The following is a 13,284-nucleotide window of genomic DNA, read 5'->3' on the forward strand; positions in this document are numbered from 1 at the left end:
AAGGTCGGGCGGATCTGAGTGGACTAGGCAGGTTGCAAGACAATGAGCAAAGGAAATGACATGTCACATACTCCGCACGAACTACTTGAAGAATTTCCTGACAAGCATGATATGATGCAAGCGCTAAAGGCGGAAAATACGCATTTTTCAAAGCTTTACGATGAATACCACGTGGTAAACCGTGCTATCCACCGTGCTGAAACCAACGTCGAACCCACCGATGATCTGAATATGGCCGAGATGCGCAAACAGCGCATGGCTCTCAAGGATGAAATCGCGGGCATTCTGGCTGCCTGAAGCCGCTTAGGCGGGGGCGTCCGCGCCCTTGCCTTCGACCGTTTCCTGAAACTTCTCAAAGAACTGGTCGGTCATCTTGCGGGCAAAGCCGCCAATCACGCGGTTGCCCAATTGCGCAAGTTTCCCGCCGACCTTTACATCCGCCATATAGGTTAATTCGGTGCCTTCGGGCACGGTAAGCAGCGCAACATCCGCGCGCCCCTTGGCAAAGCCTGCAACGCCGCCTTTGCCTTCTCCGACGATGGTATAGCGATCAGGGGCGGCGATGTTTTCAAGCGTGACCGCACCTTTGAACGTGGCCGATACCGGACCGACCTTTTGCTTGACCACGGCGGCAAACCCGTCATCGGCTGATCCGGTCAATTCCTGACATCCCGGAATACAGGCGTGCAGGGTTTGCGCATTGTTCAGATGCGCCCATACGGTTGCGATATCAGCCGCAATAATGCGAGTGCCGGTAAGTTCCATGGTTTTCTTGCCCTCTGTTATGCGCCAATGCAGCCCCGCCTGTCAGCATTAGTCAAGCTGATACGGCAGGATGCCGCGCGAATTCGGGTCAACGCTTAGCTGGCGTTCAAGCGGGGGAACGGACCGCTGATGGCAATCGCGGCGTTCGCAAATGCGGCACGATATCCCGATCGGCGCATAGGCGCTGGCCGCCCCCAGATCCATATGATCCGCATAGACAAGCGCGGGCGCATGGCGCACCTCGCAGCCAAGCCCGATCGCATAGCGCCGCGTTGGCAGGTTGTAAGCGCCGCCCGATTTGCTGACATCGCGCGCAAGGCAGAAATAGCGCGCCCCATCGGGGGTTTCGGCCAATTGCCGCAGGAATTGCCCTGGATTGGCAAAAGCCTGATGCACATTCCACAGCGGGCAGGCGCCGCCAAACCGCGCAAACTGCAATGTCGTGGCTGAATGGCGTTTGGTGATTGTGCCTGCCTGATCCACACGCACAAAAAAGAACGGGATGCCTTTGGCCCCTGCGCGCTGCAATGTCGACAGCCGGTGCGCTACCTGTTCAAGCGAGGCCCCGAACCGCGTTGCCAGAAGTTCGAGATCGTGCCTGTCGGATTGGGCGGCGTGCAAAAACGCGCCATAAGGCATGAGTGCGGCACCAGCAAAATAGTTGGCCAGCCCGACCTTGGCGATGCTGCGTGCCTCGGAGGATTGAAATCTGGCAAGATCAAGCGTCGCGTCCAGAAGGTCGCTTTGCGTAATCAGTGCAAGCTGGAGCAGCAGTTGGAAACTCTGGGTTGCGGGGTGGCTGTCGCGCGACAGTGTCAGTGTTTTGCGGCCGGCGTCAAAATGCCGAAGCGTCTTGCTGGTTGCATAGGTGACGGTGATCCCATGTGCATCCAATGCGCGTATTGCGGCATGTGCGATGGTTTCATCGGGCTTGCGTTGTATCGCAAAGCGTTCGGCGCAGCGATCGACCGCATCAATATAGTTGTCGCAATAATGGAAGAAATCGCGCACCTCTTCCCATGGGCTGGGTTGCAAGCGGGCATCTTCGCGGCCCAATGCCTCGTCCAGCGACGCAAGCCTTTCATGGGTCTGCCGGTAAGCGCGGTGCAGGTCCAAAAAGGCCCGCGCAATGGCCGGTGCATTGGCCGCGACCAGTCGCAGATCGGCCAGCGCCGGTGTGGGGCCGGTCAGCACAGGGTCGGCCATGGCCTCGCGCATGTCGCCAACCAGCCGCGCCTCGTCGCCCGCTTGCAATTCGGTGACGTCAAAGCCGAATTCCTGCGCCAGTCCCAGCACAACGGCCGTGGAAACGGGCCGGTTGTTGTTTTCCATCTGGTTCAAATAGGGCAGCGACACGCCCAGCTTGGCGGCGAAATCTTTTTGTGTCAGCGACAGCCGCCCGCGCAATTCGCGCAGTTTTGCACCGGCATAGAGTTTCTGAGCAGCCATCCTTGACCCTTTTGCAAATTAGCTAACCCAAGTTAGCCGTTGCAAATCTGTGGTCAAGTGATGCGGCGTTCGCGCCATACCACCAGTAGAACGGAGACAAGCGCAAGAACGGATGTGCCCAGCATTAGCAACTGCAGCGGCAAGGTGCCCGATTCCACCGTCAGGATCCCGCCCGCAAATTGTGATAGGGCCGCGCCGCCACCGATCATGATAGCGCCGCTCAGTCCGCTGGCTGTGCCAGCCAGATGCGGGCGCACGGACACCGATCCGGCCATAACGTTTGGCAATGCGATCCCGTTCCCAAGGCCTAAAAAGACGCAAAAACCGAAGAAATTCAGCGGATGAACCACGCCCAGCAGGGTCAGAACAGCCGACAGTGCCAGCCCCGTTATCGTGACGCCCGTGCCGATAATTGCCATTTTGTTGATGCCCATGCGCACCGAATAACGCCCCGATAGGAAATTGCCGACCGCATAGCCAACCGCAGGCGCGCCAAGTGCGACGCCGCTCCATTTCGGGGAAAGGCCGAAGATTGTGCTGCCCACAAAGGACGCACCACCCAATAGCGCAAAAAAAGCGCCCGAAGAAAACGCCGCACAAAGCGCATAGCCCCAGAACCGTGGCGAGCGCAGCAATTCGGGATAGCCCTTTATCTGGTCGCGAAAGCTGACCCCGCCTTTTGCGACGGTTTCGCCAAGGTCCATATAGACCAGCAACAAGGTCGCGGCCCCTGCGATTGCCAGAAATGCAAATGTCGCGTGCCAGCCGAAGGCTTCGTCAAGAACGCCGCCGACCATTGGCCCGAACATCGGCACCAATGCAGTGCCCATCGTGACATAGCCCATCAGGGATGCGGCCTCTTCTTGCGAGACAATATCGCGAACAATCGCGCGGCTAAGCGCCATATTGGTGGCAACGGCAGCCTGCAGAATGCGAAAGAACAAAAAGGTCTGAATGGATTGCGCCAGCATCGCCCCGATCGAAGCCGCAACAAAAACGGCCAGCGCACCTAGAATCATAATGCGCCGCCCGAACCGGTCTGAAAGAGGGCCCACAAATATCTGCAAGGCCGCTGTGGCGGCAAGGTAACCTGACAGCGCGATTTGCATGATCGCATAATCCGTGCCGAAATAGCGGGTCATCTTGGCCAGAGATGGCAGGAATATCGACATGCTGAGCGCCGAGATTCCGGTGATCAGAACAAGCGTTACGATATGCGGCGGTGTGCGGCGGTCCAGAAAACGGATGAAGGGTAAATTGCTCATTGAAAAGAGTTAGGGCGCATTTTTGGGCTTGTCTATCCTTTCGGCAAAGATAGATGGAATTAGCAAATTTGCAAAAAATTCATTTTGCTAACTAAGTAGTTTGCAAATATACCCTTTCGTGCTTCGCCCAGTGCGGGTTTCGCGCTAGTGTCGCCCAAAGAACCGAATAGGGGGCGATCTGATGGATGTTTTACAAGCGCTAGAAGCGCAACGCGATGCCGCGCGGCTTGGTGGTGGCGCACGCCGGATTGCTGCACAGCACAGTAAGGGCAAACTGACCGCACGCGAACGCATTGAACTGCTGCTGGACGAAGGGTCATTCGAAGAATTCGATATGTTCGTGGCCCACCGCTGCACCGATTTCGGTATGGAGGCAGAGCGCCCCGCAGGCGACGGTGTCGTGACCGGCTGGGGTACCGTGAACGGGCGCATGATCTATGTGTTCTCGCAGGATTTCACTGTTTTTGGTGGATCGCTTTCTGAAACGCACGCGCAAAAGATTTGCAAAATCATGGATATGGCCATGAAAAACGGCGCGCCTGTGGTCGGGATCAACGATTCCGGCGGCGCACGTATCCAGGAAGGTGTCGCATCCCTTGCGGGCTATGCTGAAGTGTTCCAGCGCAATATCATGGCCTCTGGCGTGATCCCGCAGATCAGCCTGATCATGGGGCCGTGTGCTGGCGGCGCGGTTTACAGCCCTGCGATGACCGACTTTATTTTTATGGTCAAAGACAGCAGCTATATGTTTGTGACCGGCCCCGACGTTGTCAAAACCGTCACCAACGAAGTCGTCACCGCCGAGGAATTGGGCGGCGCGACAACCCATACCAAAAAATCCAGCGTGGCCGATGGCGCTTTTGAAAACGATGTCGAAGCCTTGGCCGAGGCGCGCCGTTTGATCGACTTTCTGCCGCTCAATAACCGCGAAAAGCCGCCCGTGCGTCCGTTCTTTGACGATGTCGACCGGATCGAGGACAGCCTTGATACGCTGATCCCCGACAATCCCAACGCGCCCTACGATATGAAAGAGCTGATCCACAAGCTCGCGGATGAGGGCGATTTTTACGAGATTCAGGAAGATTTTGCCAAAAATATCCTGACCGGATTTATCCGGCTTGAAGGGTCCACCGTGGGCGTTGTTGCCAACCAACCGATGGTGCTGGCGGGGTGTCTGGATATCGACAGTTCGCGCAAGGCCGCGCGTTTTGTGCGGTTTTGTGACGCGTTCGAAATCCCGATCCTTACGCTTGTCGATGTGCCCGGCTTCCTGCCTGGAACCAGTCAGGAATTTGGCGGTGTCATCAAACACGGCGCAAAACTGCTGTTTGCATACGGCGAGGCAACAGTGCCCAAAGTGACGGTGATCACCCGCAAAGCTTACGGTGGTGCCTATGACGTGATGGCGTCCAAGCACCTGCGCGGCGATTTCAACTATGCGTGGCCAACGGCCGAAATCGCGGTGATGGGCGCCAAGGGCGCGACCGAGATTATCCACCGCGGCAAAACCCCCGAGGAAATCGCCGAGCGCACCAAAGAATACGAAGACCGCTTTGCCAACCCGTTTGTGGCCGCGCAAAAAGGTTTCATCGACGAAATCATCCGTCCGCAATCCACCCGCAAACGGGTCTGCCGCGCCTTTGCCAGCCTGCGTGGCAAGCAGCTACAAAATCCGTGGAAAAAACACGATAATATTCCGCTGTGACACAAGACCCGCAATATCCTGCGCGCCAAAAAACGCCGCAACGCATTGCAATGCGCAAAACCCGAGAGAACATATTTCTTGGCGTTGTCGCGGTGTTGATGTTTTGCGGTTTGGGCGCTTGGCTCAACTATGAACCCAAGCCTAACCAGATGTTTGAAACTGGGCAGGATACATTCCTTGTGCGTGCTGATGGAAATGTCTTTGTGGGCGGGGATCTGGAAATTGTGCCGGTTCTGGACAGCCATTACGTGTCTGCCGTTCTCGCGCTGGCGCAGGATCGTGGCGGTTGGACACGGCTTTCGGCGGAGCGTCTGCGCTCGCTATGTGGTGGTCTCATCATGCGCGCAATGCGTGAAGGTGATGTGACCCGCAAGCAAATCTACCGGGTCGAGATTGGGATGATGGTAACGCTGCCAAATGAAGCTGAGCCCCAAGAGGTGAGCTATCCGGTTTCTGTGCGCGACGGAGCGTGTATTTCTGAACACGAACGCGATATGCAAGCGCTGTCATTGCCCGCGCCTATGGATCAGTGGACGCTTGTCGGTCTCGACGTTGATCAGGACGGTGAAAAAATTGAGGCGACGTTTCGCCCGTACCGTGGATTGGATTATGACACGGCGTATGCGCAATTTGATCCGAAGACGGCTTGCAATGCTTTGATGCTGGACCCCAATGAAACTGTCAGCGGACCAGTCACAGAAAATCCGGTTACGCAGATAAGCGTTGTGGCGCAAAACTGGCGCGGCAACAGCATTGCCGGCTTTGGGACTTCACAGGCATGGGAAGTCCCTGTTGCGGGCGGAGTATGTCTTGACAATTTTGACGGAGTGCCCAGTTGATGCGGCTTTGTCACCAGATAGCGGGGCGCAGTAATTTGCACGCCCAAAAGGAGCACTAAATGGCCCTGCCATATATGGATAAACATCGCGGCTTTCCGGGGCGTTTGCCGGGAACGGATTTTCAGTTTGTTTTGCGCCGCGCCAACAAAGACGGCGCAACGGCGCTGTCTGAACGCGTGCGCTATCCCGATCGCCGTCCGGCGGACAAACGTGCGGATGCGGGATTCATGCAGGCATTGCTGGAACATTTTGGCGAAGAACCGTTTGTCCGCGGCAATCTTGATGCGGGGCGCCTAAGCTGGCTGTTCGGCCGCGAGGTCGTGCCCGCCGAGGACCCGTTTGATCCCGCCGATTACGAGGCCATGCTGCGCATTGATATAAATGTCGCGCGCATCAGTTTCCCCGAGTTGTTTCCAAAATAGATGCAACATGTCGCAGATCATATGTGCAATGCGTCCCGCGCCCGGCAGGCACCCCACCAGATTTGGGGGGGGCGAACCGGCGGGTTTGCAATGGCGGATTTGCGCGGCATGATCAATTATGCGGCAGCAAAACTTCGGTTTGATGTCGTCGATCCAGACAGACACACTTACCCTTTCCCACGTCGGTTCGCCCTTTTACAAGGCGGACCGCACGGGCGGGTCGGCGGAAAAGCGACTGTTATTGCATATCATGCAACCCTACGTATTGCTTTATGTGTCAAAGAAGCCGATTCTTCGGTGAGACAATCAAACATAGAGGGCAGCACATCATGCAAAAAACATCCATTCTTCTGGCTGCGGTCGCAGCTTTTGGCCTTGCCGGCTGTATCGACAATGACGCGGAGCGTGGCGTTGTTGGCGCGGGCGCAGGTCTTGTCGCAGCTGAAATTCTTGGCACAGACCCTCTTGGCACCGCAGCAATTGGCGCGGCCGCAGGCGTGTTCTGTGATGACGCAGGCGTTTGCCGGTAACATAAATATGCGCGCCATTCCGGCGCGTCTAAATCTGATGGATCGTCGCGGGGGCCAGACCCCTGCGGCGATTTTTTGTTTGGGGGACAGAAAATAATGTTCAAGAAAATTCTGATTGCGAACCGTGGTGAAATCGCCTGCCGCGTTATCAAGACCGCGCGCAAAATGGGGATCAAAACGGTTGCCATCTATTCGGACGCCGACCGCAATGCACTGCATGTGAAAATGGCCGATGAGGCCGTGCATATCGGCCCGTCCCCTGCGAACCAGTCCTACATCGTGATCGACAAGGTGATGGATGCGATCAAACAGACCGGCGCCGAAGCCGTGCACCCGGGCTATGGTTTCCTGTCCGAGAATTCCAAATTCGCCGAGGCCTTGGCCGCTGCCGGTGTCGCCTTTATCGGGCCGCCAAAAGGCGCGATCGAAAAGATGGGTGATAAGATCACCTCCAAGAAAATCGCCCAAGAGGCCAATGTCTCCACCGTTCCGGGCTATATGGGCCTCATCGCTGACGCGGATGAAGCCGTGAAAATTTCGAACGAAGTCGGCTATCCTGTGATGATCAAAGCCTCGGCTGGCGGCGGCGGCAAAGGCATGCGGATCGCGTGGAATGATCTCGAAGCCCGCGAAGGGTTCCAATCCTCTAAAAACGAAGCGGCAAGTTCGTTCGGGGATGACCGTATATTCATCGAAAAATTCGTGACCCAACCGCGCCACATCGAAATACAGGTGCTGGCCGATGCCCACGGCAACGCGGTTTACCTGCACGAACGTGAATGTTCGATCCAGCGTCGTAACCAAAAGGTCGTTGAGGAGGCACCAAGCCCCTTCTTGGATGCTGAAACCCGCAAAGCGATGGGCGAACAATCCGTCGCCCTTGCCCAAGCCGTTGGATACACCAGCGCGGGCACCGTTGAATTTATCGTGGACGGCGACCGCAATTTCTATTTCCTCGAAATGAACACCCGCTTGCAGGTAGAACACCCTGTGACCGAATTGATCACGGGCGTTGATCTGGTTGAACAGATGATCCGCGTAGCGGCTGGTGAAAAACTGCCCTTTGCCCAAAGTGATCTGAAAATCAACGGTTGGGCAATGGAAAGCAGGCTTTACGCTGAAGACCCTTACCGAAACTTCCTGCCCTCAATAGGTCGTTTGACCCGCTACCGTCCGCCTGCGCAAGAAGCGACGCAGACACGCGCTGTGCGCAACGACACTGGCGTTGTCGAAGGCGGCGAAATCAGTATGTTCTACGATCCGATGATCGCGAAACTATGTACTTGGGCACCTGACCGCGCTACCGCGATCGAAGAAATGCGTCTTGCGCTGGACGGGTTCGAACTGGAAGGGATTGGTCACAACCTGCCGTTTCTTGCAGCCGTCTATGACCACCCGAAATTCACCAGCGGCAACATGACCACCGCGTTCATCGAGGAAGAATTCCCTGATGGGTTTGATGGCGTCACGCTGGACGATGACACTTGTGTCCGTATTTCTGCCGCCACCGTCGCCATGCACCGGATCGCTGAAATCCGCCGCACCCGTGTGTCGGGCCGGATGGGCAACCATGAACGCCGTGTTGGCACGGATTGGGTGGTATCCTTGCAAGGCGCGTCACATGACACCGTCATTGCCGCTGACCCGCGCGGCGCGGATGTGATAATCGGCGGCAAAACCCTGCGTGTGGAAAGCGACTGGACACCAGGTGATCCGCTTGCGCGCTTGACCGTCGATGGCGCACCGCTGGTGATCAAAGTGGCGAAAATTTCAGGCGGGTTCCGCGTCCGCTACCGTGGCGCAGATATCAAGGTCCATGTGCGCACCCCGCGTCAGGCGGAACTGGCAGGCTTGATGATTGAAAAACTGCCGCCGGATACATCGAAATTTCTGCTGTGCCCGATGCCGGGGCTGATTGTCAAAATCGACGTCCAAGCCGGTGATGAGGTGCAGGAAGGTCAGGCGCTTTGCACCGTGGAAGCCATGAAAATGGAAAACATCCTGCGCGCGGAACGCAAAGGCGTGGTCGCGAAAATCAACGCAGCGGCGGGCGACAGCCTTGCCGTTGATGCCGTGATCATGGAGTTCGAATAGGTGACCTACTGCGCCAACAAACGCCGGTCTTCGATCTCTTGTTGGCGCAGGGGCATTTTGTCGATGGAGCGTGAAATTTCGCGGATATCCCACGCGGATGGTTTGCGAAATGCGACGCGCCCGTCTTTGCCCAGCAGGGTCATTGAAAACCCGCGCGGGCGCAGGGCAAGCCGCACAGATGTTTGCGCATCGGGGTCGGTGTCGGTGATGATGATTACATCACGTTCCGCCAGATCATCCAGCCCGTCTGCTAGCAGATCCATTTGCTGGCGAAAATGCGGGTCGTTTGGGCTGTCTGCGAACACAACCAACGGTCGCGCAATCCAGTGGAAATCTTCCAATGTGACATCGGCCGCGTCGAAAATCGCGGTGCGATCCGCCTCCCAACGTTCAAGCACGGTTTGTTCCTGGGCGGCTGCGGCCACCCCAAAAACGATGAACAAGGCGCAAAGCCCGATGTTTGTCAGTAACTTCATACCAATAGATATAGCGCGCGGCGTGCCAAATACTAAGGCCCATGCGCAATTCAGTGAAAAAAATTCGCGCAATGCCGGAGACCACAGATGACCGATAAGAAAACATGGGAAGAGATTGCCACCAAAGAACTGCGTGGCAAACCATTGGACGCGCTGACATGGGACACGCTGGAAGGCATCGCGGTTAAGCCGCTTTATACGGCGGAAGATACCGCCAACCTGCCGCATATGGGTGGCATCCCCGGGGTTGCGCCATTCACCCGCGGCGTAAAGGCCACGATGTATGCAGGCCGCCCTTGGACGATCCGTCAATATGCGGGGTTTTCAACGGCTGAAGAATCCAACGCGTTTTACCGCAAGGCGCTTGATGCGGGGCAGCAGGGCGTTTCCGTAGCCTTTGATCTGGCGACCCACCGCGGCTATGACAGCGACCACCCGCGCGTTGAGGGCGATGTCGGCAAGGCGGGCGTGGCTATTGATAGCGTCGAGGATATGAAAATCCTGTTCGACGGCATCCCGCTTGATAAAGTGTCGGTGTCGATGACTATGAACGGTGCCGTGATCCCGATTTTGGCGAATTTTATCGTCGCGGGCCAAGAACAGGGTCACGACAAGGCGCTGCTGTCTGGGACCATCCAGAATGACATTCTGAAGGAATTTATGGTCCGCAATACCTATGTTTATCCGCCCGAACCATCCATGCGGATCATTGCGGATATTATCGAATATACTGCGGCTGAGATGCCGAAATTCAACTCGATCTCGATCTCTGGCTATCACATGCAAGAGGCGGGCGCGAACCTTGTGCAGGAACTGGCCTATACGCTGGCGGACGGGCGCGAATATGTGCGGGCAGCCATTGCGCGGGGCATGGATGTGGATGCGTTTGCGGGGCGTTTGTCCTTCTTTTTTGCCATCGGGATGAATTTCTTTATGGAGGCCGCGAAACTGCGCGCCGCCCGTCTGCTATGGTCCAAGATCATGGAAGAATTTGAACCAAAGAACCCCAAATCATCCATGTTGCGCACACATTGTCAGACGTCAGGCGTGTCGCTGCAAGAACAAGATCCCTATAACAACGTGATCCGCACCGCCTACGAGGCAATGGCGGCCGCATTGGGTGGCACGCAATCGCTGCACACCAACGCATTGGACGAAGCCATCGCGCTGCCCACCGAATTCAGCGCACGCATTGCCCGCAACACCCAGCTGATCTTGCAAGAAGAAACCGGCATCACCAATGTCGTCGATCCGCTGGCAGGGTCGTATTACGTTGAAAGCCTGACCAATGAATTGGCTGAAAAGGCTTGGGCGCTGATCGAAGAAGTCGAAGAAATGGGCGGCATGACAAAAGCCGTCGCATCAGGCATGCCAAAGCTGCGGATCGAAGAAACTGCCGCGCGCCGTCAGGCGGATATCGACCGCGGCACTGAGGTCATCGTCGGCGTCAACAAATACCGCAAAGACAAAGAAGACCCCATTGATATCTTGGATATCGACAACAATGCAGTGCGTATCGGGCAGGTTAAACGCATTGCCGCAACCAAGGCGGCTCGTGATGCGGATGCTGTTACGGCGGCACTAGATGAGCTGACACGCCGCTCGTCAGAGGGTGGCAACCTTCTTGAGGCCGCAGTCGAAGCGGCGCGCGCACGCGCCACAGTGGGAGAGATTAGCATGGCGATGGAGAAAACATTCGGGCGCCACCGCGCCGAGGTGAAGACACTGGCCGGCGTTTATGGCGCGGCTTACGCTGGCGACGAAGGCTTTGCCGAAATCCAGCGCAACGTCGAAGAATTTGCCGAAGCCGAGGGCCGCCGCCCGCGGATGCTGGTCGTCAAGATGGGCCAAGACGGGCATGACCGCGGCGCCAAGGTGATTGCAACTGCCTTTGCCGATATTGGCTTTGACGTGGATGTAGGCCCGCTGTTCCAGACCCCAGCCGAGGCCGCGCAGGATGCGATAGACAACGACGTGCATGTGATCGGGATCAGTTCTCAGGCGGCGGGTCACAAGACCCTCGCGCCGCAATTGGTGCAGGCGCTCAGGGATGCGGATGCCGAAGACATTATCGTAATCTGCGGCGGCGTGATCCCGCAGCAGGACTATCAATTCCTCTATGATAGTGGCGTCAAAGCGATCTTTGGACCGGGCACCAACATCCCCAAAGCCGCACAAGAGATCCTATCGCTGCTGCGTGGTTAATCGAACTGGTGTGAGCGCTTAGGTTGTGCGCGTACGTTTGGTGGTGCTTTTGAGTTGAATTTTGTGTCATCGCAGCAATAATATATAGTATTCAAAGGCTTATTGTGCGCCAGTGTGCGAATTCGCACATTGGGCTAGGTGACATGTGGTTTACTATTCTTGGACAATTCACATGGGTATGAAATGAGCATGTCAAAACTATCACTCTCCGCAATCGCGCTAGCCACATCTTTGGCTGGTGGGGCATTTGCCGAAACCGCAGATTTTACCGGCTATAGTATTGGGGGATCAATTGGATATGGCGACTTCGTAAGTAACGATGGAAGTAGTTTTAGCGGCGACGACATTGAAGGCGATACGCAAGCGGCTACGCTGGGCCTGCAAGTCGGGTATAATTACGCACTTCAGAACGATTGGATTATTGGCGCACAACTTGGCGTTCAGTTCCTTGGCGATGTCGACAACGACGGCTTTAGTCAGAAAAACGCGTTTGAAATTGACGACACCGAAATCTTCAATGTACGCGGTATTGTTGGCAAAGCCTTCACACCCGATATTTTTGCATACGCAGCAGTTGGCTATGAAAGCTGGGAAGTGGACTATACAGAATTTAACTCTAGCGGCCCTGACATACCGGGATCTGAACGGTTAACAGGGGCAAGTATCGGAATTGGTGCTGAGTATTTGTTGTTTGATCACCAAACGATTGGTGCGGAAGTGAAATACACCGAGTTTGAGAGCAGCGAAAGCTATGGTTTTGATGCCAATTCAATCGCGCCGGACATTACCCAGTTGATTGTTTCTTACAATTACCGGTTCTGACGGGCATTTTCCCAGTCGGTCTTCAAGACGCCATATAATGTTTGATCAAGACGGCTGCGGCCGTCTTTTTCGTAAGTTGATCCAGGTGCCGCGCGCAATTGCCCGCGCAGCACGCCTTCGACCTGCATGCCCGCACGGGCCAGCAAAGCACCCACAGCCTCGTTGCCTCCGGTGACATGGGCCGTGATTTTTTCGAACCCGCGCTTAAGAAACAACCCTTCAATCAAGATCGGAAGCCCGATGATGATAGCGCGGCGCGCTGAACGGGATGTATTTCCAACAACGAGACTGATCCGTACCGAACCATGTTTTTGCGAAATTTCGCAAAGCACCAACCCTATCAGCGCGTTTTCTTGCTTTGCAAAAAGCCCCAAGATCATTTTGCTGCGATTGTCGAAACTTGCCACATAGGCACGCATATCTGCCTTGGTCACACTTTGGGGCGCCATATTGACCGGCCCCATAATGGCCGCATCCTGATACCAGCCGACAAGCGTGTCGGTCACGTCAGAAGGGCGCAGAGAGCGAACCCTTCCTACGGGAGTGTCAATCATGAACGGGGGCGCAGGTCGCGTCGTTTTCATTTGTGCAATTCCAGTCATTTGGTTGTGTCGAACCTATGCGACTCGGCGGGGCGCGGCTATCGTCATTTTTTGACTGCATTGGCAAAACTTAGATCGCTATGCGAAGGTGAAGTTTCCGCGTAACCGGT

13 protein-coding genes are annotated in these 13,284 nt (G+C 56.0%); 8 read left to right on the forward strand and 5 right to left on the reverse strand.

The genetic code is table 11. The features are described 5' to 3' along the window. The first annotated feature begins 60 nt into the window (after positions 1-60). Positions 61-297, forward strand: coding sequence for an HP1242/YdcH family protein (locus BM320_RS03255; RefSeq protein WP_090200303.1), 237 nt, complete (start codon positions 61-63; stop codon positions 295-297). Positions 298-303: 6 nt separating this feature from the next. Here the strand turns inward: BM320_RS03255 and BM320_RS03260 are convergent, their stop codons facing one another. From BM320_RS03260 to BM320_RS03270, 3 genes are read right to left on the reverse strand one after another with little or no spacing between them, the layout of a single operon-like run. Continuing rightward, on the reverse strand, positions 304-765 hold the full coding sequence (locus BM320_RS03260; protein WP_090196382.1) for an SRPBCC family protein: 462 nt from the start codon (positions 763-765) through the stop codon (positions 304-306). A gap of 48 nt (positions 766-813) precedes the next feature. After that, positions 814-2,214 (reverse strand): helix-turn-helix domain-containing protein, encoded by a 1,401-nt coding sequence (locus tag BM320_RS03265; RefSeq protein WP_090196383.1) that lies wholly within the window; start codon positions 2,212-2,214, stop codon positions 814-816. A gap of 53 nt (positions 2,215-2,267) precedes the next feature. Beyond that, entirely contained in the window at positions 2,268-3,479 is a 1,212-nt protein-coding gene (locus BM320_RS03270; RefSeq protein ID WP_090196384.1) for a multidrug effflux MFS transporter, read from the reverse strand. Positions 3,480-3,660: 181 nt separating this feature from the next. Here BM320_RS03270 and BM320_RS03275 point away from each other — a divergent pair, with 181 nt between their 5' ends. From BM320_RS03275 to BM320_RS03300, 5 genes are all read left to right on the forward strand, one after another. Further along, positions 3,661-5,184, forward strand: a complete 1,524-nt coding sequence (locus BM320_RS03275) for an acyl-CoA carboxylase subunit beta (protein ID WP_375342063.1) — start codon at positions 3,661-3,663, stop codon at positions 5,182-5,184. A gap of 50 nt (positions 5,185-5,234) precedes the next feature. After that, a complete protein-coding gene (locus BM320_RS03280) occupies positions 5,235-6,023 on the forward strand; it encodes a hypothetical protein (protein ID WP_131802261.1) in 789 nt (262 codons plus the stop codon). A gap of 59 nt (positions 6,024-6,082) precedes the next feature. Then, positions 6,083-6,445, forward strand: a complete 363-nt coding sequence (locus BM320_RS03285) for a hypothetical protein (RefSeq protein WP_090196406.1) — start codon at positions 6,083-6,085, stop codon at positions 6,443-6,445. Between the two features lie 329 nt (positions 6,446-6,774). Further along, on the forward strand, positions 6,775-6,975 hold the full coding sequence (locus BM320_RS03295; RefSeq protein ID WP_090196411.1) for a hypothetical protein: 201 nt from the start codon (positions 6,775-6,777) through the stop codon (positions 6,973-6,975). A 96-nt stretch (positions 6,976-7,071) separates the two neighbouring features. Next, positions 7,072-9,069 carry an acetyl-CoA carboxylase biotin carboxylase subunit gene (locus BM320_RS03300; RefSeq protein ID WP_090196413.1) on the forward strand — a complete coding sequence of 666 codons (1,998 nt, stop codon included), beginning with the start codon at positions 7,072-7,074 and terminating at the stop codon, positions 9,067-9,069. A gap of 5 nt (positions 9,070-9,074) precedes the next feature. On the opposite strand, the gene BM320_RS03305 is transcribed toward BM320_RS03300, so the two are convergent. Then, complete coding sequence (locus BM320_RS03305) at positions 9,075-9,545, reverse strand: DUF4174 domain-containing protein (RefSeq protein WP_090196415.1); 471 nt, start codon at positions 9,543-9,545, stop codon at positions 9,075-9,077. Positions 9,546-9,632: 87 nt separating this feature from the next. On the opposite strand from BM320_RS03305, the gene scpA reads away from it, so the two are divergent. Together scpA and BM320_RS03315 are read left to right on the forward strand one after the other, a co-directional pair. Continuing rightward, a complete protein-coding gene (scpA, locus tag BM320_RS03310; RefSeq protein WP_090196418.1) occupies positions 9,633-11,750 on the forward strand; it encodes a methylmalonyl-CoA mutase in 2,118 nt (705 codons plus the stop codon). A 189-nt stretch (positions 11,751-11,939) separates the two neighbouring features. Continuing rightward, entirely contained in the window at positions 11,940-12,572 is a 633-nt protein-coding gene (locus BM320_RS03315; protein ID WP_165614977.1) for an outer membrane protein, read from the forward strand. Here the strand turns inward: BM320_RS03315 and BM320_RS03320 are convergent. Next, on the reverse strand, positions 12,560-13,156 hold the full coding sequence (locus BM320_RS03320) for a GNAT family N-acetyltransferase (protein WP_131802263.1): 597 nt from the start codon (positions 13,154-13,156) through the stop codon (positions 12,560-12,562). The two genes, BM320_RS03315 and BM320_RS03320, sit on opposite strands and share 13 nt — an antisense overlap. Between the last annotated feature and the right edge of the window lie 128 nt (positions 13,157-13,284).

Source organism: Yoonia tamlensis (assembly GCF_900115105.1).
Classification (GTDB): Bacteria; Pseudomonadota; Alphaproteobacteria; order Rhodobacterales; family Rhodobacteraceae; genus Yoonia; species Yoonia tamlensis.